Source organism: Mesorhizobium sp. M0292 (assembly GCF_040321695.1).
Classification (GTDB): Bacteria; Pseudomonadota; Alphaproteobacteria; order Rhizobiales; family Rhizobiaceae; genus Mesorhizobium.
In genome coordinates this window covers 284,560-310,069 of the sequence record NZ_JAMYSB010000006.1, presented here as the reverse complement: position 1 = coordinate 310,069, position 25,510 = coordinate 284,560, and the positions used below count along the sequence as shown (strand labels likewise).

Genomic DNA, 25,510 nt, shown 5'->3' with positions numbered 1-25,510 from the left:
ATGGCGGAGTTGCGGGGAGGGCTCATCGGCTGCGGCTTCTTTGCCATCAACCAGATGCATGCCTGGCGCGACATTGAAGGCGCCGCGATGGTCGCCATTTGCGACCGCGACCCGGAGCGGCTGCGCATCATCGGCGACCAGTTCGGCATTGCGAAGCGCTACACCGACGCGGCAGAGATGTTTGCAAGCGAAAGCCTCGACTTCGTCGATATCGCCACTACCGTTCCCAGCCATCGTCCGCTGGTCGAGATGGCGGCGCTGCACCGTGTGCCGGTGATTTGCCAAAAGCCGTTCGCGCCGACGCTTGCCGACGCCAAGGCGATGGTGAGGGCCTGCGTGGAAGCCGGCGTACCGCTGATGGTGCATGAGAATTTTCGCTGGCAGTCGGCGATCCAGGCGGTGCGTGCCGTGCTCGACAGCGGCGAGATCGGCACGCCGTTCTTCGGGCGCATCTCCTTCCGCTCTGCCTATGACGTGTTTTCCGGCCAGCCCTATCTCGCCAAGGGAAAGCGCTTCATCATCGAGGACCTCGGTATCCACAGTCTCGACATCGCCCGTTTTCTACTGGGCGACGTGTCGACGATCACGACGCGAACCGCGCGCATCAACCCCGGCATCGCGGGCGAAGATGTCGCGACGATGCTGATGGACCACAAGAGCGGGGCGACGTCAGTGGTCGACTGTAGCTACGCGACGAAGCTCGCCACCGAACCGTTTCCCGAAACGCTGATCGAGATCGACGGCAGCGACGGCACGATCCGCTTGGCGCAGGGATATCGGCTCACCGTCACCGGCAGGAGCGGCACGAAGATCACCGACGTTTCGCCGCCCGTACTCGCCTGGGCATCGCGCCCATGGCACAACATCCAGGAGAGCGTCGTCGCCATCCAGCAGCACTGGGTCGACTGCCTGGCAAAGGGAACCGAGCCGGCGACCTCGGGCGCCGACAATCTCAAGACATTCGCGCTGGTCGAGGCGGCCTATCTGGGCGCCGCGAGCCACGAACCTGTCCACCTGGATGGCTTGCTGACATGACAGCCGACGCCTTCCTCCTATACGGCACACGCGTGGTCGAGGCCGAGCCGGTTAGGCTGAGTGCGGGCTTGCTCAGCGCCGACTTTGTCAACGGCAGCCTGCGCACCATCCGTTACGGCGGCATCGAAGTGCTGCGCGCCATCGCCTACATCGTGCGCGACCGCGACTGGGGCACCTATGAACCGGCGCTGACGGACCTTGCCGTCGATCAGGACGCCGACAGCTTCTCCGTCAGCTACTCCGCAACTTGCTTAGCACCGGGCGGAAGCCGGCTCGACTTTCGCGCTACGATCAAGGGCTCCGCCAACGGTAACCTGGTGTTCGACGTCAGCGCGGTCCCTGAAAGCGATTTCGAGACCAATCGCTGCGGTTTTTGCGTCCTGCATCCGATCGCCGGCCTCGCCGGCAGCCCGGTCACGGTCGAGCATACGGACGGCAGCTTGGTGGCGGCGAAGCTGCCGCTGTTGATCGATCCCTGGCAGCCTTTCAAGGATTTGCGCGCGATCACTCATGAGGTCCGGCCGGGCATCACTGCCGAATGCCGGATGGAGGGCGACACTTTCGAGATGGAGGACCAGCGCAACTGGTCGGACGCGTCCTACAAGACCTATGTGCGGCCACTGGCGCTGCCTTGGCCCTATGTGCTGCCGGCCGGCCAAACTGTAAGCCAGACGGTCAGCCTGCTCATCACCAGCGAGGGGAGAATGTCGGCCGCAGCATCTGCCGCCGAACCGGTCAGCGTCGAACTCGGCGAGACCGGGCAGAGGCTGCCGGATCTCGGCGTGATCATCTACCCGGATGAGGTCGAAGCAGCGCTCGCAAATCTTTCGACATTGACCGAGCTCGGCCCGCAGCAACTTGTCTTCCACTACGATCCGACGCGCGGCCACGGTCTCGAAGCATTGCAGTCTTATGCAAGGCTCACCGCCGCCTATCCGGTGCAGACGACGCTGGAATGCGTCGTTGCCTGCGCGGGCGACCTCGATGCCGAGCTGTCAGGCGTTGCCGACATGGTGCGTCAAGCCGGGTTGAAGCTTTCGGCCATTGCCGTCTCGCCTTCGGTTGACCGGCAGTCGACACCGCCGGGCAGTGCGTGGCCGGACTGTCCGCCGCTCGAAGACGTCTATGACGCGGCGCGGCGCGCCTTTCCCGATATCCGGCTTGGTGGCGGCATGTTCAGCTATTTCACCGAGCTCAACCGCAAGCGCGTGCCGGGGGGCCTGCTCGATTTCGTCACCCACTGCACGTGTCCGATCGTGCACGCCGCCGACGATCTCAGCGTCATGCAGTCACTGGAGGCGCTGCCCTTCATCACCGCGTCGGCGCGGGCGATCTTCGGGGCAAAGCCTTACCGCATCGGTCCGTCGACGATCGCCATGCGCCAGAACCCCTATGGCGGCGCGACCAAGGGCAATCCCGGGGGACAGCGCATCGCCATGGCCGATCGCGACCCTCGCCATGCCGGCCTCTTCGCAGCCGCATGGGCGATCGGCTATGCCGCGCGCGTGGCGCCGGCTGGGCTGGAACTGCTCACGCTGTCCGGCTTCGCCGGGCCCTTCGGCGTGCTCGCAGCATCCGGCGAACCCGTCGCGGAAGGATCGCCTCGGCCGATCTTCGGTGCCATCAAGGGGCTTTGCGAACTGGCCGGCCTTGCGCATGTGGCGGCAAGGACGAGCGATCAGACGAAGGTGCTGGCGCTGGCCGGCCGCTCCGCTTCGGGCAAGACCGTGGCGTGGCTGGCGAACCTGACGGCGAACGACGTGACGGTCGACATCTCAGCGTTTGGCCGAGGCCAACTGGTGATGACCCCTTACGCGATCACACGGATCGGCTGAATCAGTTGCCGGAGTTCATCACATAAAGCGCGCGCGAGCGCTCGAGGTGCTTGATCATCGCCTTCTCGGCGCCGTCGGCATCCTTCTTCTCAATGCGGCCGATGATCTCTTCATGCTCGGTCAGCGTGAACTGTTCCTTGCCGGTCCAGATCAGCATTTCGGTGTGATATTCCTTCAGCCAACCGAGCATCGCCTCGCTGACGGCGATATAGATCGGGTTGCCCGAGATCGCCGCGATCTGGGTGTGAAACTTCATGTCGGCGGAGATGAAGGCTTCGGAATCGCCGCGAAAGCCACGCTGTTCGGCAATTGTGGCCCGCAGCTGCTCAACGTCCTCGGCAGTGGCGTTTTCGGCGGCTTCCCTGACCATACCGCGCTCGAAGAAGATGCGCGCCGTTTTCAGGTGTTCCAACGTGTCCTTCGACGACGACAGGATGATCTTGGCTGCGCCATCGACCTGCTTGATGATCGACTTGGCGGTCAGCTGGAGCACCTTGGCGCGTTCCCCATGCGAGATCGCGACGAGGCCCATATTGCTCAGCGCCTGCATCGCCTCGCGGATCGCGGGACGGCCGACCTCGAAGCGCTCCATCAACTCGCGCTCCGACGGCATGTCGTCGCCCGGCGTCAATTCTCCGCTGGTGATCAGGCGCTTCAGCCGCAAAAACACTTCGTCGGAAAGTTTGCGCCGGACGATCGGCTCCGAACGGTTCATCGTCGCGAATCACTCCCTTGACCTGTCTCTATCTAGCATTGCCACAGCCATTCCCGGAATGGCCGTCGCCCCCATCGGCCATAGCCGCAAGACAGGATATTGCTTGCAAAGCTTATGTACTCATTATACCAGATTTCGACGATCAAGGAACTCTTTTCGAACCTTCCGCCCTCAGACAACGAACCATGATCACGCTCACCTACCGCATCGAAACATCAGGCAGCATCGAGGCGCTGGCAGCCAAGATCGCGAGCGACCAGTCGACCGGAACCTTCGTCGCGCTGCCCGGCGAAACCGAGGAACTGAAGGCCCGGGTGGCCGCGCGCGTTCTGGCCATTCGGCACCTGCCGGACGCACTTCGCCCCTCCATTCCCGAGGCCGGTAACGGGCCGTTCAAGCGCGCGGATGTCGACATCGCCTTTCCATTCGATGCCATCGGCCACGACCTGTCGGCTCTGATAACCATTGCCATCGGCGGCGCCTATTCGATCAAGGGCCTAACCGGCATTCGCGTTGTCGACATGAAGCTGCCGGAGCAATTCCGCGGCGCGCATCCAGGTCCGCAATTCGGCGTCGCCGGCAGCCGCAGGCTGACAGGTGTCACGGATCGGCCGATCATCGGCACCATCGTCAAGCCGGCGCTGGGGCTGCGGCCCCCCGAGACCGCCGCGATGGTGGGCGAGCTGATTGCCGCCGGTGTCGATTTCATCAAGGACGATGAGAAGCTGATGAGCCCGGCCTATTCGCCGCTGGCGGAGCGGGTAAAGGCAATCATGCCGCTGATCCTCGGCCACGAGCAGAGGACCGGTAAGAAGGTGATGTATGCCTTCGGCATCTCGCATGCCGACCCGGACGAGATGATGCGCAATCACGATCTGGTGGCCAAGGCCGGCGGCAATTGCGCGGTGGTCAACATCAACTCGATAGGCTTCGGTGGCATGGCGTTTCTTAGAAGACGCTCCACCCTGGTGCTGCATGCCCATCGCAACGGCTGGGACATTCTTACTCGCCATCCCGGCCTCGGCATGGATTTCAAGGTCTGGCAGCAATTCTGGCGGCTGCTCGGCGTCGACCAGTTCCAGATCAACGGCATCCAATCGAAATACTGGGAGCCGGACGCGTCTTTCGTCGAGTCCTTCAAGGCGGTGACGACGCCGATTTTTGCGCCTGAGGATTGCGCCTTGCCTGTGGCGGGCTCCGGCCAATGGGGCGGGCAAGCGCCCGAGACCTATGAACGGACCGGCCGGACGGTCGATCTGCTCTATCTGTGCGGCGGCGGCATCGTCAGCCATCCGGATGGACCGGGCGCCGGGGTGCGTGCCGTGCAGCAAGCCTGGCAGGCGGCGGTCGACGGCATTCCGCTGGCGGATTTCGCCTTGAGCCATCCGGAGCTGGCGCGGTCGATCGAAAAATTCGGCGACGGCAAAGCGGCCTGAAGCGATGCAAGACCTGCTGCTCAGCTATTATGGCGACGACCTCACCGGTTCGACCGACGTCATGGAAGCGCTTGAACTCGGCGGCGTCCCGACCGTGCTGTTCATGCGCCAGCCGGACGCGGCTATGGTTGAGCAGTTCAGCCATTGCCGCGCCATTGGCCTGGCCGGCACCAGCCGCAGCGAGACGCCGCAATGGATGAACACGCATCTGAGCGATGCCTTCGCTTGGCTGAAGACGCTGAATGCCGCGATCTATCACTACAAGGTCTGCTCCACCTTCGATTCCAGCCCGGCGATCGGCAGCATCGGCCGGGCGATCGAGATCGGCCGCTCGGTCTTCGCGCAGGACAGCGTGCCGCTGCTGGTCGGGGCGCCGCAACTCAAGCGTTACACTGCCTTCGGTCATCTATTCGCGGCCTATCGTGAAAAGTATTTCCGCATCGACCGCCATCCGGTGATGAGCCGCCACCCGACGACGCCGATGGATGAATCCGACCTGCTGATCCATCTGTCGCGGCAGACGGAGCTCACGTCGGGGCTGGTCGATCTCGCGACGTTGCAGTCGGCGTCGCGCTCGGAAGCCTTCGACCGCTTGCTCGCAAAGGGCACCGACATCGTACTTGTCGATGTCGACAGCCTCGAGACGCAGGCGCTTGCCGGCAAGGAGATATGGCGCGCCCGCAAGCCGGGCGGTTCGTTCGTCGTCGGCTCGTCGGGGATCGAATATGCGCTGCTGGCCGAATGGGTGTCGAACGGGACAGTCAGAGCTGAACCAGAATTTTCGCCGCCGGGTGCCGCCGACCGGATCGCGGTCGTCTCGGGCAGTTGTTCGTCGACGACCGAACGACAGATCCGTCACGCTTTGACTGACGGCTTCGACGGCATCGAGGTCGATCCCGTCGAACTGGTCTCCGAAGCTTCCGGAGATGCGATCGCACGCGCGACGGCAGCCGGTCGCGCCAGTCTGGAAGCCGGGCGCAGCGTCGTTCTCTACACGGCCCTTGGACCCGCGGCCGATAGGGGGGGCGAAATCGACCGCCAGGAAGGCGCCCGCCACAAGCTCGGGCGGGGCCTCGGCGAACTGCTTCGCGCGCTGACCATCGAGCAGAAGTTGCAGCGCGTGGTCGTTGCCGGCGGCGATACGTCGAGCCACGCGCTCGGCCAGATGGGTGTCGATGCGCTGACCGTGCGGATGCCGTTGCCGGCGTCGCCGGGCTCGCCGCTTTGCGTCGCTCACTCGCGCGTCAAGGCGATCGATGGGCTGGAGGTGGCACTCAAGGGCGGGCAGGTTGGAACCGACCGCTATTTCAGCGCCATCCGTGACGGCCTTAGCAGCTGATTACGCGTCGCCTGGCAACCGCGAGATCCATTCATGCCCTCTAACGGCGCGGTAGCGGTTTTTGTCGCGCATGTTGACGTTAAATTCACATAAAGATATGGGTGTTTTGTCGGGGCAAGGTACTTTTGCCATTTATCCGCCTTGCTCTATCGGGGTTGTCGCCATGTGTTTCGCCCTTGCATCAGACTGCAGGATCGCCCTGTAGCAATCGCCAATGCTGAAAGAGGCGGTGATCATGCCCAGCCTGCTCGGAATCGATAACGGCCTCACGGTCACCAAGGCGGTCATCTTCGATGCCGACGGCACGCAATTGTCCGTGGCGCGTCGCCGGGTGCCGCAATCGATGCCCCACGCGCGCTGGGTGGAGCGCGACATGTCAGGCCTGTGGCAAGCAACAGCCGACGCCATCAAGGAGGCGATCGCGCTCTCCGGCAGGCCGGCGGAAGACATCAAGGCGGTGGCGGCGACCGCGCATGGCGATGGTCTCTATGTGCTCGATCATGATCGTCAGCCTTTGGGACCAGGCATCCTGTCGCTCGACAGCCGCGCCGGCGACATTGTCGACAGGTGGTCCGCCGGTACCGTTTTCACCGATGCGCTGGCGACGACAGGCCAGACGCCGCATGTTTCGGCGCCGTCGGCGCTGCTGGCGTGGCTTAAGCAGAACGATCCTGATCGCTATGGCCGCATCGGCCGTGTGCTGGCCTGCAAGGACTGGTTGCGCTTTTGCCTGACCGGCACGATCGGGACCGACCGCACGGAGGCCAGCACTTCATTCACGGATTTTCGCACGCAAGCCTATGCGCCTGAAGCGCTGCGCATCTTCGGGTTGGAGGATCTGTTCAACGCGCTGCCGCCGGTTGGGCATTCGGCTGACGTCGCCGGTCAAGTCACAGCCGATGCCGCCGAAAGGACCGGCCTTCGCAAGGGAACACCGGTCGCCTGCGGCCTGCACGACGTGGCCGCCTCGGCGCTTGGCATGGGCGGCCATGAAGACGGCGTGCTCGCCATCGTCGCCGGCACCTATTCCATCAATGAAGTCGTCTCTTCGCAACCGCGCGTCGACCGGCGTTGGTTCTGCCGCAACGCCATCGACGCGGGCCGTTGGAACAACATGTCGATCTCGCCGGCCTCGACCGCGAACTACGACTGGTTTCTCGACACGTTTTGCCGCGCGGAGCAGGACAGGACGGATGGCGGCTCCCTCCACGAATTGCTGGCGGGAGAGATCGACGCGGCGTTGAACAAGCCTTCGACCATCCTGTTTCATCCCTATCTGTTCGGCTCTCCCTATGGCGATTTGGCCAGCGGCAGCTTTGTCGGCCTGCATGGCTGGCACAATCGCGGCGACATGCTGAAGGCGGTTCTGGAAGGCATCGCCTTCAATCACCGCACCCATGTCGAGGCTTTGCGCGACGGCTTTGCCGTCAGCGAGATCCGCCTGACCGGCGGCGGTTCGCGCAATCCTGCCTTCGTCCAGATGTTTGCCGACGTGCTGAACGCCCCGGTCACCGTCACCTCGACGGATGAGACCGCGGCCCTCGGTGCCGCGCTTTGCGCAGGTGCTGCGGTCGGCTTGTTCAAGACGCCGCAAGAGGGAGCAAGGCAGGTTGGGATGACGGAGCGGACGTATCAACCGGTGCCCGCCTCCAGTGCTGTGTTCAATGAGCGGTTTTCGCTCTACTGCCGCATAGCCGAGCAGCTGAAGTCGCATTGGCCGGACATCGAAAGGCTGGCGCGGCCAAGGGGAGACGCATGATCAAGGCCGACGAACGACGCGAAGAGATCGCCGATTATGTGATCAAGCTGGGCCAGGTGCGCATCGACGATCTGGTCGAGCATTTCGGCGTATCGCGCATGACCATCCACCGGCACATCGACCGGCTGGCGCAGCAGGGCGTGCTGCGCAAGCTGCATGGTGCCGTGACGGTTCAGCCGTCCGGTCTCTATGAGAGCGCCTTCCGCTACCGGGTGACGGTCAACCGAGCCGAGAAGGATGCGCTGGCGCGGGCAGCATTGGACTATGTCGAGGCCGGCCAGGTGGTGATGCTGGACGATTCATCGACGGCAAACGCGGTTGCGACGCTGCTGCTCGACGTCAAGCCGCTGACGGTTGTCACCAACAGCGTGTCGACGGCTGCGTTGCTGATCAATGTCGACGACCTCGACTTCATCTGTCTCGGCGGCCAGTATCACGGCACCTACAATGCCTATATCGGCATCGTCTGCGAGAACGCCGTGGCGCAGTTGCGCGCCAATGTGCTGATCTGTTCGGCTTCGGCCGTCACCGGAACCACGGCTTTCATCCAGGATCCGAATGTCGTGCGGGTCAAGCAGGCGATGATGACCGCCTCCGTGAAGCGCATCCTTTTGGTCGACCACGCAAAATTCGACCGGATCGCGCTGCATGTCTTCGACGATTTGACCAGTTTCGACGCCGTGCTGGTGACCGAGGGCCTCGGCGATGCGCAGGCGCAGAGCCTCGAGCGAGCCGGGGTGAAACTGCGCATCGTCAAGACGAAGGCGCCATGAACCCAACAGATGGAGCAGCGGCGGACAATCCCGCCGGGCGTCTCGCCGCGATGGCCGGGACCGGCGAAGTCGACGTCGTCATTCTTGGCGCCGGCATCAACGGGGCTGGGCTGTTTCGCGATCTGTGCGCGCAAGGTGTCAGCTGCCTGATCGTCGAAAAGGCGGATTTCGGCTCGGGCACCAGTGCCGCGCCGTCGAGGCTCATCCACGGCGGCTTGAAATATCTCGAGACCGGCGAGTTCGGGCTGGTGGCGCAGTCGACGCTCGAACGCAATCTGCTTCTTCAAAACGCGCCGCACTATGTCAGCCCGCTGCCGACCGTCATCCCGATCTTCTCGTGGAGCAAGGGCATGCTCGCGGCGTTGCGAACGCTGTTCGGCTCGACCAGCGCGCCGCGCAGCCGCGGCGCCATACTGATCAAGATCGGCTTGATGATCTACGATTTCTACGGTTCACGAAACCAGGTCATGCCGCGCCACCGCATGGTCGGGCGGCGGCAGGCGCTTGTTGAGATGCCGGCGCTCAATCCGGCGATCGTCGCCACCGGCACCTACTACGACGCCAAGATAAGTCACCCGGAAAGGCTGGTGCTGGAACTGATCCTCGACGGCTTGCAGGCTCACGCGGCGTCTGCCGGTGCCAACTACACGACACTGGCGGCTTCAGCCAATGGCGTGCTCACCTTCCAGCCGGAAAACGGCGCGGCCTTTTCGGTGCGGCCGAAGCTGGTGGTGAACGCCGCCGGTCCGTGGATCGACGACGTCAACGCGCTGCTTGGTGCTCCATCGAAGATGATCGGCGGCACCAAGGGCTCGCATATCCTTTTAAGGCATGACGAACTGGTCAAAAGCCTCGCCGGGCGCATGCTCTATTTCGAGGCCGATGACGGCCGCATCTGCCTGGTCTACGACTATCTCGGCCTGGCGCTGGTCGGCTCGACCGACATCAAGGCCGACAATCCGGACGCGGTCCGCTGCGAACCCGAAGAAGTCGACTATCTGCTCGACAGCGTGCGAACGCTGCTGCCGGGCATGGCGTTCGAGCGCGACCAGATCGTCTACGCCTATAGCGGCATCCGGCCGCTGCCGACGTCTGAAGCAGCGACGCCCGGACTGATCAGCCGCGATCATTCGGCGCCCGTTGCCGAGCCGGACGGCAACAGGCCCTTTGCAGTCATTTCGCTGGTCGGCGGCAAATGGACGACGTTCCGCGGCTTTGCCGAGGAAGTCACTGATACCGTACTCAAGCGCTTGCAGCGCAGCCGCAAGATGTCGACTCAGTCGATGCCGATCGGCGGTGGGCGGGATTTTCCGGCCAATGCCGCCGCGCGCGCGGACTGGCTGGCTGAGGCACAGCAGGCAACGGGCGCCGGGGAAGGGCGCCTTGATCAATTGCTGTCGCGCTACGGGACCAGAGCCGTTGAGATCGCCAGGCACGGGTCGGATGATGAGGGTTGCCTGCCGGACTCCGGCGGCTACGGCAAGGCGGAAATCGACTACATCGCGCGCAACGAGTTCGTCGAACATCTGGCCGATGTCGTTATGCGCCGCAGCACGTTGGCGATAGGCGGCTCGCTGACGAGCCGCGACCTGCAGGAGATTGCCGCGATCGCGGGGCGGGCGTTGGGGTGGAGCACCGAGCGCCTCACGCGGGAGGTCGAAGCCGCTGTTGTCGAGCTCGAAGGCAGGAACCTGATGCGGCTGGACTGATCGCTTGATCGCCGACGCCTAGCTTTTCCTGAGGCAATCCGATCGATTTGCCCTTGTTGCGCCCTGTGCATCAACCTTCCCATTTTGCACCCGGATTGGGATTTGCCGGCGCCTACGGGCTCATGCCGTCACTGGATCCGGTAACACAAATTGACGTTAAATTAACACTACCGTATGGTCATATTGTATGCTTACCTTCTAATAGGCTCGCGTTGGCTGCCGAACGTCGGCTGAGGCAACCATCTGCGGAGGGATTGACAGCGGTGCAAAGGTATGAAAATTTTTGCACACAAAGATAATATTATCACCCTGGGGAGGGGATGGCTTGAATTCCGGCGGAAGCGCAAACCGCGACCATGAATCCAGCCTCGCCACGCGCGCGGCCTGGCTGCACTATGCCGGTGGTCTGACCCAGGCCCAGGTGGCCAAGCGGCTTGGCCTGACCAGCCTCAAGGCGCATAGGCTGATCACCAAGGCCAACCAGGAAGGTCTGGTCAGGGTCTTCATCGACGGCGACGTCGCCGAATGCGTCGACCTGGAACAGCGCCTGATCGCCGCCTATGGGCTCCACTATTGCGAGGTGGTTCCCGATCTCGATCAGGACGAACTGCCGCTCAAGGGGCTGGGCATTGCCGGCGCCCAGTTCCTGAAGCGCGAAATCGATCGCGGCGAAGACATGCTGATCGGCGTCGGCCATGGCCGCACGCTTGCCGCCAGCGTCGAATATCTGACGCGCGCAACTGCTGCTCACATCCGTTTCGTCTCGCTGCTTGGCGGCGTGACGCGCAAATTCGCCGCCAACCCGCACGACGTCATGCATCGCCTGGCAGAGCGGACCGGCGCGCAGGCTTTCGTCATGCCGGTGCCTTTTGTCGCCAATACCGCCGAGGACCGCGAAGTGCTGCTTGGCCAGCGCGGCATCAGCGATGTGTTCGCTCTCGCCAGCCGGTCCGACCTGATGTTCGTCGGAATAGGCACGGCCGAGCGGGAGGCGTCGCTGGTCGCCACCGGCATGATCGAGCCTTCCGAAATCGACGAGGTCAAGCGTGACGGCGGCGTTGGTGAATTGCTGGCGCATTTCTTCGACGACAAGGGGCGTCCGGTCGAAACGGCGCTGTCGGAAAGAATACTGGCGCTTCCGCGCGATCAGTTGAAGGGCCGCAGGATCGTTGCCGTCGCCGGCGGCAAGGTGAAGGTGCGCGCCATCAAGGCAGTACTCGAAAGCCGTTATCTCAGCGGCCTGATCACCGACGAATGCACGGCCCGCGCGCTGGTCGAGCTCGACGATGCAGCCGGGACCGCGAAGCGCTGCGTGAACGGAGGAACTTCGAATGCGTGACAACGGACAATCCGCACCGCTGGTGGTTGCATCATGAGCGCGAAGGCCACCGCCCGGCAAGCTTCGCCCGGCCTGCGCCGGGTGCTTGCCGGCGCTGCGGTTGTGGTTCTGCTCGGCGCCATGGCGCTCGATACCAAGGTGATCAAGATCGGCTCTGCCGGCGATGTTCGCAACGCGGTGTTTTCGGCCGCCGACTACGGCAAGTCTGAATTTCCCAAGGTGCAGGCCGATGTCGAAGCGCGTGCCGCCGACGCCGCAACAGTGGCAACGGCGATCGCCAAGGACAGGGCGACGGCCGAAAAGGAATATGGCGTGCCGGCGGGAGTCGGACCGGTCATCTCGGTCAAGTTCACCGGCGTCGTCGGCGAGGGAAAATCGGGCATCTACAAGGTCGCGGTCGACGGTTTGCCGGACACGTTGACCGTCCGCGTACAGACTGGGCCGGCGATCAACGGCACCGAGCTTCGCGACGCCACCGGCAAGATCACCTTTGGTCAGTTCACCAACCAGATCGAGTATCAGGACGCCGGCTCGGCGCTGAACAACGAGATGAAGAAGGAGGTGCTGGCGAAAGTCGATACCAGTGACTTGACCGGCAAGACAATAGCGGTGGTCGGCGTCTTCAAGCTGGTCAATCCGAAGAGCTGGCTGGTCACGCCGGTGAGGCTGGACGTCAAATGACAATGGCTGCCGGCACAGAACCCGCGACTGGCGATGCCGTGCTTTCGGCGCGCAATGTCGTCATGTCGTATGGCGGCGTCCACGCGCTCAAGGGCGTCAACTTCGACATCCATCGCGGCAAGGTCACCACCCTGTTCGGAGAGAATGGCGCCGGCAAGTCGACGCTGATGAAGATCCTGTCCGGCGTGGTCACGCCGACATCCGGCGACATCGTGCTCGACGGCAATCTCGTCAGCTTTTCCTCGTCTTCGGACGCGCGCGACCGCGGCATTTCGATCATCCACCAGGAGCTCAGCCTGGCGCCGAATCTGAGCGTTCGCGACAACATCTTCATGGGCCGCGAACTGCGCACCAGAACCGGCCTCGACTTCGCCGAGGAGTCGCGCCAAGCGCGGGCGCTGATGGCCGACCTCGAAGAAGACATCGATCCGATGACCTTGGTGGAGGACCTGCGCCTGGGGCAGCAGCAGATCGTCGAGATCGCACGCGCGCTATCGGTCGACAGCCGCATCCTGATTATGGACGAGCCGACCTCCGCGCTGAGCGCCACGGAGGTCGAAGTGCTGTTCAAGGTGATCCGCGATCTGACCAGCCGCGGTGTCTCCATCGTCTACATCTCGCATCACCTCGAAGAGGCGCTGCAGGTCACCGACTACGCCGTCGTGCTGCGTGACGGGGCGATCACGGCGACGGCCGAAGCCAAGGACATCGACCTCGAATGGATCGTCCGCAACATGGTGGGTGAGAATTTCGACCTCGGCTCGCCGCCGACCGGCCATGCGTTTGGTGAGGTCGCGCTGTCGATCGAGGATGTCAGCGTCACCGACGCTTCGGGTTCAGGCTACGTCGTCGATCATCTGTCGCTGGATGTCAAAGCGGGCGAGATCGTCTGCATCTATGGGCTGATGGGCGCGGGCCGCACGGAATTGCTGGAGGCCGTCGCCGGCCGTGTGCCCATGGCGGGCGGGCGGGCGCTGCTGGAGGGTGAGGACGTTTCGGGGCTGACCATTGCCCAGCGCATCGCCCGAGGTCTGGTTCTGGTCCCCGAGGATCGCCAGCGCGACGGCCTGGTTCAGACCATGACCGTCGGCCGCAATCTGTCGCTTGCCAGCATCGAGGCGTTCGCGAAAGGCCTGTTCCTCTCCCGGCCGAGGGAACGCGCACTGATCGACGATTCGATCCGCAAGGTGACCATCAAGACCGCGGGCGGCAACGCCATGATCGGATCGCTGTCGGGCGGCAACCAGCAGAAGGTCGTCATCGGCAAGATGCTGACGACAGATCCCAAGGTCATCCTTCTCGACGAGCCGAGCCGCGGCATCGATGTCGGCGCCAAGGCCGAAGTCTTTCGCTTGCTCAGCGAGCGTGCCGCGCAAGGCCTGGCGGTCGTCTTCTCGACCTCGGAGGTCAATGAGTGCCTCAGCATCGCCCATCGCATCGTCGTGATGCGGCGCGGCAAGATTTCAGCCGAATTCGGCGCCAACGCCACCAAAGAGCAGATCATGGCCGCCTCCGGCGAAGCCGTGGTCGCCTGACCATAGAATTTCGGAGCCCCGACCCATGAGCGATGTCAGCCAGGCCAGCAAACAGTCCAGCCCCAATGCGGGCGGCGAGGGCTTCGACGTGGCCAAGCTGCTGCTCGAAGGCCGGGCCTTCTTTGCCCTGATCGTCATCATTGTCGTCTTCTCGATCCTGTCGCCCTATTACCTCTCGGTGGCGAATTTCCTGACCATGGCCTCGCATGTCGCCATCTTCGGGATTCTCGCCGTCGGCATGCTGCTGGTCATCCTCAATGGCGGCATCGACCTGTCGGTGGGGTCGACGCTCGGGCTTGCCGGCGTCGTCGCTGGGTTTCTGATGCAGGGCGTGACGCTGACCTGGCTGGGCGTCGTTCTCTACCCGCCGGTCTGGATGGTCGCGGTGCTGGCCTGCATGCTGGGTGCGGCCGTCGGGCTTATCAACGGCGTGCTGATCGCGCGGTTCAAGGTTCCGGCCTTCGTCGCCACGCTCGGCGTCATGTACATGGCGCGCGGCCTGGCACTGCTGATGACCAGCGGCCTGACCTACAACAATCTCGGCGGCAAGCCGGAGTTGGGCAACACCGGTTTCGATGCTCTCGGCTTCAACCGCCTGTTCGGCGTGCCGACCGGCGTGGTGGTGCTGGCGGTTATCGCGCTGATCGGCAGCATCGTCCTGAACCGCACCGCCTTTGGACGCTGGCTCTACGCCTCGGGCGGCAATGAGCGCGCCGCCGAACTCTCCGGCGTTCCGGTCAAGACCGTGCAGATTTCGGTCTATGTGCTGTCGGGCATCTGCGCCGCCATTGCCGGCCTGATCCTGTCCTCGCAGCTGACCTCGGCCGGGCCGACCGCCGGCACCACCTACGAACTGACGGCCATCGCCGCCGTGGTCATCGGCGGCGCCGCACTCACCGGCGGGCGCGGCAACATTCGCGGCACCTTGCTCGGAGCCTTCGTCATCGGCTTCCTATCCGATGGTCTGGTGATCATCGGCATCTCATCCTACTGGCAGACAGTGTTCACCGGCGCCGTCATCGTGCTCGCCGTGCTCCTCAATGCCGTTCAGTATCGCCGCCGTAGCAAGCTTCCAGCTTCGACGGGCGGCCAACCGACTTCTCAGAAACGGGGGAAGGCCGAACCGGCCAATCCTGCCCAAGGGAAGACTGCCAGCTGACTGGCAGCAAGACCGCGTAAAATCATTGGAGGAATGTACATGAAAATCGTGCTTAGAAGTTTGCTTGCCGCCGCGATGGTGGTCGGGTTTAGCGCAGCCGCATCGGCCGCGGGCCTGATCTCGATCATCGTCAACGATCCGGCCAACCCCTACTGGCTGACCGAAGGCAACGTCGCCAAGGCCGAAGCCGAAAAGCTTGGCTATACAGCCAACGTCGCCGCCCACAAGGGCGACACCAATACCGAAAGCAATCTGATCGACACCGCCATCACCAACAAGTCGGTGGCGATCATCCTCGACCCGGCCAATGCCGATGGTTCGGTCGGCGCGGTGAAGAAGGCGATTGCCGCCAACATCCCGGTTTTCCTCGTCAATGCCGAGATCAACCAGGAAGGTCTTGCCAAGGGACAGCTCGTCTCCAACAACGCCCAGGGTGCGGCTCTCGGCGCCCAGCAGTGGGTGCAGGCGGTCGGTGAAAAGGGCAAGTATGTCGAACTGCTCGGCGCCCCCTCGGACAACAACGCCGCCACGCGCTCGAACGGCTACGCGACTGTGCTGAGCCAGTATCCGGATCTCGAAAAGGCCGCTTCGCAGGTCGCCAACTGGGATCGTACCCAGGGACACGACAAGATGCAGAGCATGCTGCAGGCCAATCCCGACATCATCGCGGTGATCAGCGGCAACGACGAAATGGCGCTTGGCGCGGTTGCGGCGCTGAAGGAAGCCGGCAAGCTCGCCGGCATCAAGGTCGGCGGCTTTGACGGCTCCCCGGATGCGGTTGCGGCCATCAAGTCCGGCGAACTGCAGTACACCGTGCTTCAGCCGGTGGCCATCTTCTCGGCCAAGGCCGTGCAGCAGGCCGACTCGTTCATCAAGACGGGCGCTACCGGCGCCACCAGCGAGAAGCAACTGTTCGATTGCCTGCTCATCACCAAGGACAATGTGGACAAGTACACCGCACCCTTCGTGCTGTCGGAATAAAAACCTGCTCAGGGGGTGTCCTTCGCGGACACTCCCTGGCTCTTCCATGGCTTCGAGACAACAAAGACTGCTCCTTGTGACTTGCCTTCATAACCATCCGGAACTTGCGGCATGAAAGACCTGCTGATCGGGATCGACGCGGGAACGTCCGTGATCAAATCGGTCGCTTTCGATCTATCGGGGCGGCAGCTCGCCATGGCATCGGTGACCAACAGCTTCGTCACGCTGGAAGGCGGCGGCGCCGAACAGGACCTTAATCAGACCTGGCGCGACATGGTGCTGACCGTTCTCGATCTGGCGACGAAAATTCCAGACCTCGCGCGGCGAACCGCGGCCGTCGCGGTCACCGGGCAGGGCGACGGCACCTGGCTGATCGATGGCGACGGCATGCCGGTCGGGCGCGCGTGGCTCTGGCTCGATGCGCGCGCCGGACATCTGGTGGACGAGATGCGCGGCGATCCCCGGGATCGCACGCGGTTCGAGATCACCGGCACCGGGCTCAACGCCTGCCAGCAGGGCGCTCAGCTCAGCTGGCTGAAGAAAAACAGCCCGGAAATCCTGGAGCGCGCCGCCACTGCCTTTCACTGCAAGGACTGGCTCTATTTCAAGATGACCGGCGAGCGCGCCACCGATCCTTCGGAGGGAACATTCACCTTCGGCGATTTCCGCGCGCGCAGCTATTCCGACGAGGTGCTCGACATTCTGGATCTGACGTCGCACCGCCGCCTGCTGCCCCCCATGCTCGAAGGCACGACCGACCATCATCCGCTTTCTGCGTCGGCAGCAGGCGAGACCGGCCTGCTTGCGGGCACGCCGGTGGTGCTGGGCTACGTCGACATGGTCAGCACCGCGCTCGGCGCCGGCCTCTATGATCCAAGCGGCAATGTCGGCTGCACGGTCATCGGCTCGACCGGCATCCACACACGCCTAGCGCGCACTCCTGATGATGTCGTCCTCAACGACAATGCCTCCGGCTACACGATCGCCATGCCGGTTCCGGGCGCCTATGCGCAGCTGCAATCCAATATGGCGGCGACGCTCAACATCGACTGGCTGCTTGGCCTGGCGCGCGACGTGCTGACCGCCAGCGGCGCAAAACCTTCGCGCGACGAGCTGCTGAAAGCGCTCGATGTCTGGGTCGAAGGATCGGAGCCGGGATCGCTGGTCTATCAGCCCTATATCTCGCTCGCCGGCGAACGCGGACCGTTCGTTGACCCCGACGCACGCGCGGGCTTCATCGGCCTCTCGGTCAAGCACGGTTTTGGCGATCTGGCGCGCGCCGTTCTCGAGGGATTGGCCTTCGCGGCCCGCGATTGCTACCAGGCCATGGGCAGCATGCCCAGCGAGATCCGCCTGTCTGGCGGCGCGGCGCGCAGTCCGTCGCTGCGCCGTATTATCGCCGCGGCAACCCGCGCGCAGGTCAGAACCAGCAGCCGCCAAGAAGCAGGTGCCGCGGGTGCGGCGATGATGGCCGCGGTCGGGCTCGGCTTTTATCGCTCGATGGATGATTGCTGCGCCGAATGGGTGACGCCGCTTCTGGGCGAATGCGACGCCTATGACGAGGCGCTTTCGCAAACCTACGATGCGCTGTTTCCGTCTTTTGTCGCGGCGCGTCAGGCGCTGCATCCGGTGTGGAAATCGATGGCGCACCGCACAGGAGCTAAGTCTTGAGCGATACAACGGATATTGTCGATCTCTTCGTGATCGGCGGTGGCGTCAACGGCGCCGGCATAGCGCGCGATGCCGCGGGTCGCGGGCTGTCGGTCATCCTGTGCGAGAAGGACGATCTGGCGCAAGGCACCAGCTCGCGTTCCGGCAAGCTGGTGCATGGCGGCCTGCGCTATCTCGAATATTACGAGTTCCGGCTGGTGCGCGAAGCGCTGATCGAGCGCGAGGTGCTGCTTGAGGCGGCGCCGCACATCATCTGGCCAATGCGTTTCGTGCTGCCGCACAGCCCCGAGGACCGGCCGGCATGGCTGGTGCGGCTCGGGCTGTTTCTCTACGACCATCTTGGCGGCCGCAAGCGGCTGCCGGGAACGAGGACACTGAACCTGAGAACGGCGCCGGAAGGGGCGCCGATCAGGGACGAATTCAAGCGTGGCTTCGAATATTCCGACTGCTGGGTCGATGACGCCAGGCTGGTGCTGCTCAATGCGCTCGATGCCAGTCAGCGCGGCGCAAAAGTCTTCACTCGCACTGCCTGTATTGCTGCCTGGCGCGAAGACGGCCTGTGGTCGATCGACATGCAGGACGGCCGCACGGGCGCTGTGACGAGGGTCCGCGCACGCGGGTTGGTCAACGCGGCCGGGCCATGGGTGAATGACATCGTCAGCCGCGTCGCCGGACAGAATTCCACCCGCAACGTTCGCCTGGTAAAAGGAAGCCATATCGTCGTGCCAAAATTCTGGGAGGGACGGCAGGCCTATCTGATCCAGAACAACGACAAGCGGGTGATTTTCGTCAATCCGTATGAGAACGATCTGGCGCTGATCGGCACCACCGACATACCCTATGAAGGCAGGCCTGAGCTAGTGGCGGCCGAAGCCAGCGAAATCGATTATCTGATCAAGGTGGTCAACCGCTACTTCAAGCGCCAACTCACCGCGCAGGACGTGGTCTACAGTTTCTCGGGCGTGCGGCCGCTCTATGACGACAATGCCGACAACCCGAGCGCGGTGACGCGCGACTACATCTTCGAACTCGACGCCCCGAACGGTGGCGCGCCGCTGCTTTCTGTGTTCGGCGGCAAGATCACCACCTTCCGCAAACTGTCCGAACATGCGCTGGAAAAGATCCAGCCCTTCTTTCCGACCATGAAGAAGGCCTGGACAGCCAAAATTCCCCTGCCGGGAGGCGACCTGCCCAACGCGGATTTCGAGCAGTTCCTGGGCGATCTGCACGCCGAGTTTTCGTGGCTTAGCCCGTCGCTGGTGAAGCACTATGCCCGCAGCTACGGCACGCGCACGCGCGCCTTGCTGAAAGGCGTAAAAGGCGAAGCCGATCTCGGCCGTCGTTTCGGCCCGGATTTCTATGAGCTCGAAGCTGTCTTCCTGTTCGAGACCGAATGGGCGATGACCGCCGCCGACGTTCTCGAACGCCGGACCAAACACGGGCTGCATATCAATGCGGCCGAGCGGAAAACATTCGAAGACTGGTGCACAAAGACAATGGCGGCGGTGAACTGATGGCCTTCACGCTTTCGCTGAACACCAACCCGCTGGTCAATCGCTTCGCCGATCCCGACGATCTGATCGACGCCATTGCCTATGGCATCGGCATCCGCGACGTGCAACTGACGCATGAATTCGTCAATCCGGGCTGGCCGGCGGCAACGATCGCCAAGTTCGTTCGCCTGTTCAACAGCGCCCTGGCGCGGACCGGCGTGCGGATCACTTCGGGTATGACCGGTCCCTATGGCCGGCTCAATCATTTCGGCCATCCGGACGCGGATGTGCGCCGCTATTATGTCGATTGGTTCAAGACCTTCGCCGACATCTCCGCCGAACTCGGCGCGTCGGGCATGGGCACGCAGTTCGCCATATTCACCTACAAGGATTTTGACGATCCGCAGCGGCGCGCGGCGCTTCTCGACATCGCGCTCGAATGCTGGCGCGAAGTGGCCGAGCACGCCAAGGCGGCGGGCCTGACCTACCTTTTCTGGGAACCGATGTCGGTCGGCCGCGAGTTTGGCCACACGATCGAAAGCTGCGTCGAATTGCAGGGCGCCATCGATGCGGCCAAGCTGCCGATCCCGATGCAGATGATGGTCGACATCGACCATGGCGACGTGACCTCGCCCAATCCTGACGACACTGATCCCTATGCCTGGGCGAAAGCGTTCCCGTTGCAATCGCCGATCATCCACATCAAGCAATCGTCGATGAACAAGGGCGGGCACTGGCCGTTCACCGCCGCCTACAACAAGGATGGCCGCATCATCCCGCAGAAGCTGCTCGACGCCGTGCGGGCGGGTGGCGGAACCGACAATGAAATCTGCCTTGAACTTTCCTTCCGGGAGAGGGAACCGGTCGATCATCAGGTTATTGCAATGATCCGTGAGTCGGTGGATTTCTGGGCGCCTTACATCGACAGCGGCCGCGAAAGTCTCAAGCCTCGCGCTTGAGGCAAACCGCCGGCCCGAAGGCCGGCGCAGACCCGGAAACACGCATCATTCGAATTTCGGATCGAAGGAGAGAAGAATGGCCCCATATTGGGTCGGCACGAGCTGGAAGATGAACAAGACGCTGGCGGAGGCGCTGCAGTTCGCCGAGGCATTGGCTGCCTTCGTGCCCGGCTTCGATCCGGCGATACAGCCTTTCGTCATTCCGCCCTTCACCGCGGTGCGGCAGGTCAAGGCGGCGCTCGCCAACACCCGCGTCAAGGTTGGCGCCCAGAACATGCATTGGGCCGATGCCGGTGCCTGGACGGGCGAGATTTCGCCGGTGATGCTAAGGGATTGCGGGCTCGACCTGATCGAACTAGGCCATAGCGAACGCCGCGAGCATTTTGGTGAGACGGACAGGACCGTAGGACTGAAAACGGCGGCGGCGGTCAGGCACGGCTTTGTGCCGCTGATCTGTGTCGGCGAGACGCTGGCCGAGCGCGAGGGCGGCCGCGCCGACGAAATTCTGACCGCGCAGGTCTTGGGCGCGCTGCAGGGTCTCGCAAACAATGAGTTGTCGGCAGAGATACTCTTTGCCTATGAACCGGTGTGGGCGATCGGCGAGAAAGGCATTCCGGCCAGCGCCGACTATGCCGACAAGCAGCAGGCGCTGATCAAGCAGGTCGCAGCAACCCGGTTGCCGACCGCCCCGCTTGTGCTCTACGGCGGCAGCGTCAATCCCGGCAACGCGGCTGAACTGATTGGCCAGCCGCGTATCGATGGGCTGTTCATCGGCCGCTCGGCATGGCAAGCGGAAGACTATATCGACATTCTCAAAAAGGCGTCGGCCGCCATCGCGCGCTGACCACGAAAACGAAGGAGTTCATTGCCATGAAGATCGCACTCGGAGCCGACAGCGCCGGCAAGCCGCTGCTCGATGTCATCGCCAAGCATCTCGCCACCAAGCCAGAACTGCAGGTCGTCGATCTCAGCCAGGCCGGATTCTACGCCGATATTGCCGCTGCGGTCGGCCACGAAATTGTCGACGGCAATTACGACCGCGCCATCCTGTTTTGCGGCACCGGCATCGGCGTCAGCATCTCGGCCAACAAGGTGCCCGGAATCCGTGCCGCGCTAACCCACGACACCTATTCGGCGGAACGCGCTGCGAAATCCAACAATGCCCAGATCATCACCATGGGTGCGCGCGTCATCGGCCCCGAACTGGCCAAATCGATCGCCGACGCCTGGCTGGCCTCGGAGTTCGATCCGAACGGTCCCTCTGCCGCCAACGTGCAGGCTGTCGACAAGCTCGACGCGAAGCGCTGAGGATCCGCTCCCGACCTAGCCGGTCAAGGCGATCCGCATCGCCTCGATGACGGTTACGGCGGACGCCGCGCCTGGATCCATATGGCCAAGCGAGCGTTCGCCGAGGCGGGAGGCCCGGCCCTTGGTGGCGATCATCGCCTTGGTCGCCTCCGCGCCGGCCTTTGCCGCCTCGGCTGCAGCCGCGAGGCTGCCGGCCAGCCCCTTGCCGGCGGCCAGTGCCTCGCCCGCAGCCGTCGCGGCCGGCGCCCACGCATCGATCATCGTCTTTTCCCCAGGCTCGGCCTTGCCGCGATCCTGAATGCCTCTGGCCATCGCTTGGAACATAGCGACCGCGTCGGCGTCGTCGAGCGTCGCCTTGCCCTTGACGGCGGCCGCGCCGCGCATGAATGCCGTGGCATAGAGCGGGCCCGAGGAGGCGCCGACGGCGTTGAGGAACGACTTCGCCGCCGTGTTCAGCAAGATGGTCGGATCGGTGGTCCCGTCGTCCAATACGGCCACCGCGTCGCGTGCCGCGGCAAATCCCAACTCCATGGCAATGCCGTGGTCGGCATCGCCGATCACCCCGTCAAGCGCGCACAACCGGTCCCGGTCGGCTGACATGGCGTCGGTGATGGCAACGAACATCGCGGCAAGGCGGGTGGTGTCGATTGTTGTCATCTGTTGTTCCTTGCCGTCCCCAGTTTACCCGGCGCGAAACATGGCGCAGTCGCAAGGGTGGTCGAGCATCGTTTGCAACTCGTCGTCGAGGTGGTGCAGCGTGATCGAAGCGCCGGCCATTTCGAGCGAGGTGCAGTAATTGCCGACCCAGCTTGCGTGAATGGATACACCGATATCGTCAAGCCGCTGCTTCACGCGCCGGTTCATGATGTAGAGTTCCATCAGCGGTGTCGAACCCAGCGAATTGACCAGCACGGCGACCTTCTCGCCGCGTGCCGGCGCCATCTCGGCGAGAATCCTGTCCAACATTTCGTCGGTGATCTCGTCGGCCGTTTTGAGTTTTCCGCGTGCGATGCCGGGTTCGCCATGGATGCCCATGCCGATCTCCATCTCGTCGGGTCCGATTTCGAAATTCGGCCGGCGGGTTTGCGGCAACGAACAGGGCGCCAATGCGACGCCCATGGTAAAGGTGTGGTCGTTGGCTTTCCCGGCAATGCGTTCGCATTCATCGAAAGACAACATGCGGTCGCAGGCGGCGCCTGCCGCCTTGAAGATGAAGAAGTTCCCTGCGACACCGCGCCGCTTGTGCCTGTCACCAACGGGCGCGGAAGCGACGTCGTCGGTGCTCAGCACCGTGCGCACCTCGATGTCGTCCATCGCGGCCATCTCGGCCGCCATGTCGAAATTCATGACGTCGCCGGCATAGTTGCCGTACATGAACAGCACACCGGCGCCGCCGCTCGCCGCCTTGGCGCATTCGAGGATCGGGTCGGGCGGCGGAGAGGCGAAGACATTGCCGATCGCCGCCGCGTCGGCCAGCCCCTTGCCGACGAAGCCGAGAAAACTCGGCTCGTGGCCCGAGCCGCCACCAATGACGAGGCCTACCTTGCCTTGGCGCGGTCCATCGCGGGCGATGATCGAGCGCGGGCTTCCGTCAACGGCTTTGAGATGGCGGGGATGCGCAGCCAGGATGCCTTCCAGCATCTCGTCGACGGCCCGATTGCCGTCATTGATGATCTTCTTGGTTTGCACCAACGTCCTCCCGATTTGGTATTTTCATAGGTGATACCGGGCGTTATCAGGCTGCCTTCGGGCGAGGGCAGGGGCGCGATGCCCACCAAACTGCCTCGATCGGCTTCGTAGCTGTTACCAGCCGTTCTGGCAGAAACTAAGCGGACCGAAGTGCGCGGACAATGGCGCTGTAGTGTACAAGATCGCACCACGGCTTAGAAAAGGCGGTGGCTCCCCGGGCCGGATTCGAACCAGCGACCAACCGGTTAACAGCCGGTTGCTCTACCACTGAGCTACCGGGGAATAGAGGCTCTCATGTGAGTGGCGCAGCCTATAGCAAACCCTTTTCGGCTTTGCAAAGAAGCATTTCGCATTTTTTAGCGCATTTTCACCCAATGGTTTCTGGCAATCGCCGGATGACACCACATATGAGCCGTCTTGGGCGCCGTCGGACCTTGGTCGGCGGAACCTGAAAGGCGATTGCAGCCTTTAGCGCATATGGCTTTATCGAAGGCAACCGGATCGACTTTCGACATGACTGCAGCAGACGAAAACCAGGCACCGGCGCGGAAAATCTCGGTGTTCGGGCGCGAGTTCACCATGCCGCGCTCGCGCGGGCTGAGGATCGCCATCGGTATCATGCTGGTGTTTTTCGGCCTTCTCGGTTTCCTGCCGATTCTCGGCTTCTGGATGATTCCGCTCGGCCTTTTGGTGCTTTCCTACGAATTTGCCGCGGTGCGCCGCCTGCGGCGCCGGTTCGTCGTCTGGTGGGAACGGCGTCGCCGGCCAAATTGAAAGCGATGGCGCGCGGTCCCGGTTCAGTGGACGCTTCGCTTCCAGCCCCTCGCAGACCTTCCCCTCGAATATCTCCTTGAGAACGGCAGCCCTGGTGTCAGCCGCGCGTTTACGGTGGAAGCCAGTTTGCACCCGCTGCGTAAAGCCGCGGGTTCGAGTTTCGCCGGTCGCGCAGCCATGCTTGAGGAGCGGCCAATATGCCGGTGCGCCAAGCGCTGAAACCGCTCGGGAACCCCGTTGCGGCGGCTGATGAGGAAAGCGCGCCGGAATGCCGCGCGGACGCTTGACGACCTTTCGCTGCCACCATATTGAGTTCGCTCGCCGGGAGCGATGAGGCCTCGTGGCGGAGTGGTTACGCAGAGGACTGCAAATCCTTGCACCCCGGTTCGATTCCGGGCGAGGCCTCCAATCGCTTCAACTCCCGCATGCCGGGGGCTTGAGTTCCGGTCGAATGCGCCGCAGTGTCGGCGCGACAAGCGCATTTCAGCGCATTGGCTTTGACGGATTGGTTGGGACATGAGCGCTGATTTCTCCGAACTTCGCGTCAAGATGGTCGACGGCCAGGTCCGCACCACCGATGTGACCGACGCAGCATTGCTCGATGCCATGCTTGCCGTGCCGCGCGAGGCCTTTGTCGGGGCCGGCCAACAGGCTCTCGCCTATATCGACGAGGATATCCGCATCTCCGACGGCGCCGATGGCAGCGGTGCGCGCTACCTCATGGAGCCGTCGCCACTGGCCAAGCTTTTGCAGTTGGCCGAGATCGACGCCGGCGATTCGGTGCTCGATGTCGGCTGCGGCACCGGTTATTCCGCGGCGCTGCTGTCCAGGCTGGCCAAATCCGTCGTGGCGCTGGAAAGCGATACCACACTGGCGGAAGCAGCCAAAGCGGCGCTTTCGGCGCAGGGCTGCGATAACGTCACCGTGGTCACCGGCCCACTGCCGCAAGGTCATGCCGCCAAGGCGCCCTACAATGTGATTCTCATCGGCGGCAGCGTCGAGAAAGTGCCTGCGGCGCTGCTTGACCAGCTTGCCGAAGGCGGCCGGCTGGTGGCTGTGGAAGGGCAGGGCAATGCGGGCGTAGCCCGGCTCTTTTTCAATGCAGGGGGGGTTGTAACCGGAAGACGGGCATTTAATGCGGCAATTAAGCCACTACCCGGATTTGAACGCATTCATGCCTTCGAGTTCTAAGTGATTTTGCCTTGCAGCAAAGACTCTGTCATGTTGGCTTGCGATTGAACAATCGTTGCTGATTGGTTAACCGGGGTTTCGGGAGGCTGTCAGCGGGGGAACGATACATCGACGCGGCGCTGGCCGATC

22 protein-coding genes and 2 tRNA genes are annotated in these 25,510 nt (G+C 63.3%); 20 read left to right on the top strand and 4 right to left on the bottom strand.

Features of this window, described 5'->3' with window-relative positions; genetic code table 11:
• The gene (locus NKI96_RS12610; RefSeq protein ID WP_023681700.1) at positions 1-1,035 is read left to right on the top strand and encodes a Gfo/Idh/MocA family protein; all 1,035 of its coding nucleotides are present in this window, start codon (positions 1-3) and stop codon (positions 1,033-1,035) included.
• The gene (gene apnL, locus NKI96_RS12605) at positions 1,032-2,870 is read left to right on the top strand and encodes a D-apionate lactonase (protein WP_352804616.1); all 1,839 of its coding nucleotides are present in this window, start codon (positions 1,032-1,034) and stop codon (positions 2,868-2,870) included. Before NKI96_RS12610 ends, apnL begins: the two co-directional genes overlap by 4 nt.
• Before the next feature lies 1 nt (position 2,871).
• On the opposite strand, the gene NKI96_RS12600 is transcribed toward apnL, so the two are convergent.
• Positions 2,872-3,585: a transcriptional regulator NanR gene (locus NKI96_RS12600; protein ID WP_023672607.1), complete on the bottom strand. Its 714-nt coding sequence runs from the start codon at positions 3,583-3,585 to the stop codon at positions 2,872-2,874.
• Between the two features lie 185 nt (positions 3,586-3,770).
• Between NKI96_RS12600 and oiaX the strand changes: the two genes are divergently transcribed.
• From oiaX to derI, 15 genes are all read left to right on the top strand, one after another.
• Complete coding sequence (gene oiaX / locus NKI96_RS12595; RefSeq protein ID WP_352804613.1) at positions 3,771-5,021, top strand: 3-oxo-isoapionate-4-phosphate decarboxylase OiaX; 1,251 nt, start codon at positions 3,771-3,773, stop codon at positions 5,019-5,021.
• A 4-nt stretch (positions 5,022-5,025) separates the two neighbouring features.
• On the top strand, positions 5,026-6,360 hold the full coding sequence (locus NKI96_RS12590; RefSeq protein ID WP_352804611.1) for a four-carbon acid sugar kinase family protein: 1,335 nt from the start codon (positions 5,026-5,028) through the stop codon (positions 6,358-6,360).
• Between the two features lie 235 nt (positions 6,361-6,595).
• Positions 6,596-8,119, top strand: a complete 1,524-nt coding sequence (locus tag NKI96_RS12585) for an FGGY-family carbohydrate kinase (RefSeq protein WP_352804700.1) — start codon at positions 6,596-6,598, stop codon at positions 8,117-8,119.
• Positions 8,116-8,892 (top strand): DeoR/GlpR family DNA-binding transcription regulator, encoded by a 777-nt coding sequence (locus tag NKI96_RS12580; protein ID WP_352545347.1) that lies wholly within the window; start codon positions 8,116-8,118, stop codon positions 8,890-8,892. The genes NKI96_RS12585 and NKI96_RS12580 overlap by 4 nt, the downstream gene beginning before the upstream one ends.
• Positions 8,889-10,601, top strand: coding sequence for a glycerol-3-phosphate dehydrogenase/oxidase (locus NKI96_RS12575; RefSeq protein ID WP_023735282.1), 1,713 nt, complete (start codon positions 8,889-8,891; stop codon positions 10,599-10,601). The genes NKI96_RS12580 and NKI96_RS12575 overlap by 4 nt, the downstream gene beginning before the upstream one ends.
• A 325-nt stretch (positions 10,602-10,926) precedes the next feature.
• Positions 10,927-11,940 (top strand): sugar-binding transcriptional regulator, encoded by a 1,014-nt coding sequence (locus NKI96_RS12570; protein ID WP_023672601.1) that lies wholly within the window; start codon positions 10,927-10,929, stop codon positions 11,938-11,940.
• A gap of 33 nt (positions 11,941-11,973) precedes the next feature.
• Complete coding sequence (locus NKI96_RS12565) at positions 11,974-12,621, top strand: DUF2291 family protein (protein ID WP_023672600.1); 648 nt, start codon at positions 11,974-11,976, stop codon at positions 12,619-12,621.
• Entirely contained in the window at positions 12,618-14,156 is a 1,539-nt protein-coding gene (locus NKI96_RS12560) for a sugar ABC transporter ATP-binding protein (protein WP_352804609.1), read from the top strand. Before NKI96_RS12565 ends, NKI96_RS12560 begins: the two co-directional genes overlap by 4 nt.
• Positions 14,157-14,181: 25 nt before the next feature.
• On the top strand, positions 14,182-15,315 hold the full coding sequence (locus tag NKI96_RS12555; RefSeq protein WP_023672598.1) for an ABC transporter permease: 1,134 nt from the start codon (positions 14,182-14,184) through the stop codon (positions 15,313-15,315).
• A gap of 39 nt (positions 15,316-15,354) precedes the next feature.
• Positions 15,355-16,296 (top strand): D-ribose ABC transporter substrate-binding protein, encoded by a 942-nt coding sequence (locus NKI96_RS12550; RefSeq protein ID WP_081726801.1) that lies wholly within the window; start codon positions 15,355-15,357, stop codon positions 16,294-16,296.
• Between the two features lie 111 nt (positions 16,297-16,407).
• Positions 16,408-17,967: an FGGY-family carbohydrate kinase gene (locus NKI96_RS12545; protein WP_023672596.1), complete on the top strand. Its 1,560-nt coding sequence runs from the start codon at positions 16,408-16,410 to the stop codon at positions 17,965-17,967.
• A complete protein-coding gene (locus NKI96_RS12540) occupies positions 17,964-19,481 on the top strand; it encodes a glycerol-3-phosphate dehydrogenase (RefSeq protein WP_023672595.1) in 1,518 nt (505 codons plus the stop codon). Before NKI96_RS12545 ends, NKI96_RS12540 begins: the two co-directional genes overlap by 4 nt.
• The gene (locus tag NKI96_RS12535; protein ID WP_023710712.1) at positions 19,481-20,419 is read left to right on the top strand and encodes a sugar phosphate isomerase/epimerase family protein; all 939 of its coding nucleotides are present in this window, start codon (positions 19,481-19,483) and stop codon (positions 20,417-20,419) included. The genes NKI96_RS12540 and NKI96_RS12535 overlap by 1 nt, the downstream gene beginning before the upstream one ends.
• A 76-nt stretch (positions 20,420-20,495) precedes the next feature.
• Positions 20,496-21,263 carry a triose-phosphate isomerase gene (locus NKI96_RS12530; protein WP_023672593.1) on the top strand — a complete coding sequence of 256 codons (768 nt, stop codon included), beginning with the start codon at positions 20,496-20,498 and terminating at the stop codon, positions 21,261-21,263.
• A gap of 26 nt (positions 21,264-21,289) precedes the next feature.
• On the top strand, positions 21,290-21,727 hold the full coding sequence (gene derI, locus NKI96_RS12525; protein ID WP_023672592.1) for a D-erythrulose-4-phosphate isomerase: 438 nt from the start codon (positions 21,290-21,292) through the stop codon (positions 21,725-21,727).
• 15 nt (positions 21,728-21,742) lie between these two features.
• On the opposite strand, the gene dhaL is transcribed toward derI, so the two are convergent.
• The 3 genes from dhaL to NKI96_RS12510 form a co-directional block, all read right to left on the bottom strand.
• Positions 21,743-22,384 carry a dihydroxyacetone kinase subunit DhaL gene (gene dhaL / locus NKI96_RS12520; protein ID WP_352595559.1) on the bottom strand — a complete coding sequence of 214 codons (642 nt, stop codon included), beginning with the start codon at positions 22,382-22,384 and terminating at the stop codon, positions 21,743-21,745.
• Between the two features lie 24 nt (positions 22,385-22,408).
• On the bottom strand, positions 22,409-23,416 hold the full coding sequence (locus NKI96_RS12515; protein WP_023667709.1) for a dihydroxyacetone kinase subunit DhaK: 1,008 nt from the start codon (positions 23,414-23,416) through the stop codon (positions 22,409-22,411).
• Between the two features lie 207 nt (positions 23,417-23,623).
• A tRNA-Asn gene (locus NKI96_RS12510) sits at positions 23,624-23,698 on the bottom strand.
• Between the two features lie 231 nt (positions 23,699-23,929).
• On the opposite strand from NKI96_RS12510, the gene NKI96_RS12505 reads away from it, so the two are divergent.
• The 3 genes from NKI96_RS12505 (at position 23,930) to NKI96_RS12495 (ending at position 25,381) form a co-directional block, all read left to right on the top strand.
• The gene (locus tag NKI96_RS12505; protein WP_023667708.1) at positions 23,930-24,190 is read left to right on the top strand and encodes a PGPGW domain-containing protein; all 261 of its coding nucleotides are present in this window, start codon (positions 23,930-23,932) and stop codon (positions 24,188-24,190) included.
• A gap of 334 nt (positions 24,191-24,524) precedes the next feature.
• A tRNA-Cys gene (locus NKI96_RS12500) sits at positions 24,525-24,598 on the top strand.
• A 108-nt stretch (positions 24,599-24,706) separates the two neighbouring features.
• Positions 24,707-25,381, top strand: coding sequence for a protein-L-isoaspartate O-methyltransferase family protein (locus NKI96_RS12495; RefSeq protein ID WP_023667707.1), 675 nt, complete (start codon positions 24,707-24,709; stop codon positions 25,379-25,381).
• Positions 25,382-25,510 lie beyond the last annotated feature (129 nt).

Coding starts and splice junctions, on each gene's coding strand:
- NKI96_RS12610 (WP_023681700.1), top strand. CDS start 1: ATGGCGGAGTTGCGGGGAGGGCTCATCGGCTGCGGCTTCTTTGCCATC.
- apnL (WP_352804616.1), top strand. CDS start 1,032: ATGACAGCCGACGCCTTCCTCCTATACGGCACACGCGTGGTCGAGGCC.
- NKI96_RS12600 (WP_023672607.1), bottom strand. CDS start 3,585: ATGAACCGTTCGGAGCCGATCGTCCGGCGCAAACTTTCCGACGAAGTG.
- oiaX (WP_352804613.1), top strand. CDS start 3,771: ATGATCACGCTCACCTACCGCATCGAAACATCAGGCAGCATCGAGGCG.
- NKI96_RS12590 (WP_352804611.1), top strand. CDS start 5,026: ATGCAAGACCTGCTGCTCAGCTATTATGGCGACGACCTCACCGGTTCG.
- NKI96_RS12585 (WP_352804700.1), top strand. CDS start 6,596: ATGCCCAGCCTGCTCGGAATCGATAACGGCCTCACGGTCACCAAGGCG.
- NKI96_RS12580 (WP_352545347.1), top strand. CDS start 8,116: ATGATCAAGGCCGACGAACGACGCGAAGAGATCGCCGATTATGTGATC.
- NKI96_RS12575 (WP_023735282.1), top strand. CDS start 8,889: ATGAACCCAACAGATGGAGCAGCGGCGGACAATCCCGCCGGGCGTCTC.
- NKI96_RS12565 (WP_023672600.1), top strand. CDS start 11,974: ATGAGCGCGAAGGCCACCGCCCGGCAAGCTTCGCCCGGCCTGCGCCGG.
- NKI96_RS12560 (WP_352804609.1), top strand. CDS start 12,618: ATGACAATGGCTGCCGGCACAGAACCCGCGACTGGCGATGCCGTGCTT.
- NKI96_RS12555 (WP_023672598.1), top strand. CDS start 14,182: ATGAGCGATGTCAGCCAGGCCAGCAAACAGTCCAGCCCCAATGCGGGC.
- NKI96_RS12550 (WP_081726801.1), top strand. CDS start 15,355: ATGAAAATCGTGCTTAGAAGTTTGCTTGCCGCCGCGATGGTGGTCGGG.
- NKI96_RS12545 (WP_023672596.1), top strand. CDS start 16,408: ATGAAAGACCTGCTGATCGGGATCGACGCGGGAACGTCCGTGATCAAA.
- NKI96_RS12535 (WP_023710712.1), top strand. CDS start 19,481: ATGGCCTTCACGCTTTCGCTGAACACCAACCCGCTGGTCAATCGCTTC.
- NKI96_RS12530 (WP_023672593.1), top strand. CDS start 20,496: ATGGCCCCATATTGGGTCGGCACGAGCTGGAAGATGAACAAGACGCTG.
- derI (WP_023672592.1), top strand. CDS start 21,290: ATGAAGATCGCACTCGGAGCCGACAGCGCCGGCAAGCCGCTGCTCGAT.
- dhaL (WP_352595559.1), bottom strand. CDS start 22,384: ATGACAACAATCGACACCACCCGCCTTGCCGCGATGTTCGTTGCCATC.
- NKI96_RS12505 (WP_023667708.1), top strand. CDS start 23,930: ATGACTGCAGCAGACGAAAACCAGGCACCGGCGCGGAAAATCTCGGTG.
- NKI96_RS12495 (WP_023667707.1), top strand. CDS start 24,707: ATGAGCGCTGATTTCTCCGAACTTCGCGTCAAGATGGTCGACGGCCAG.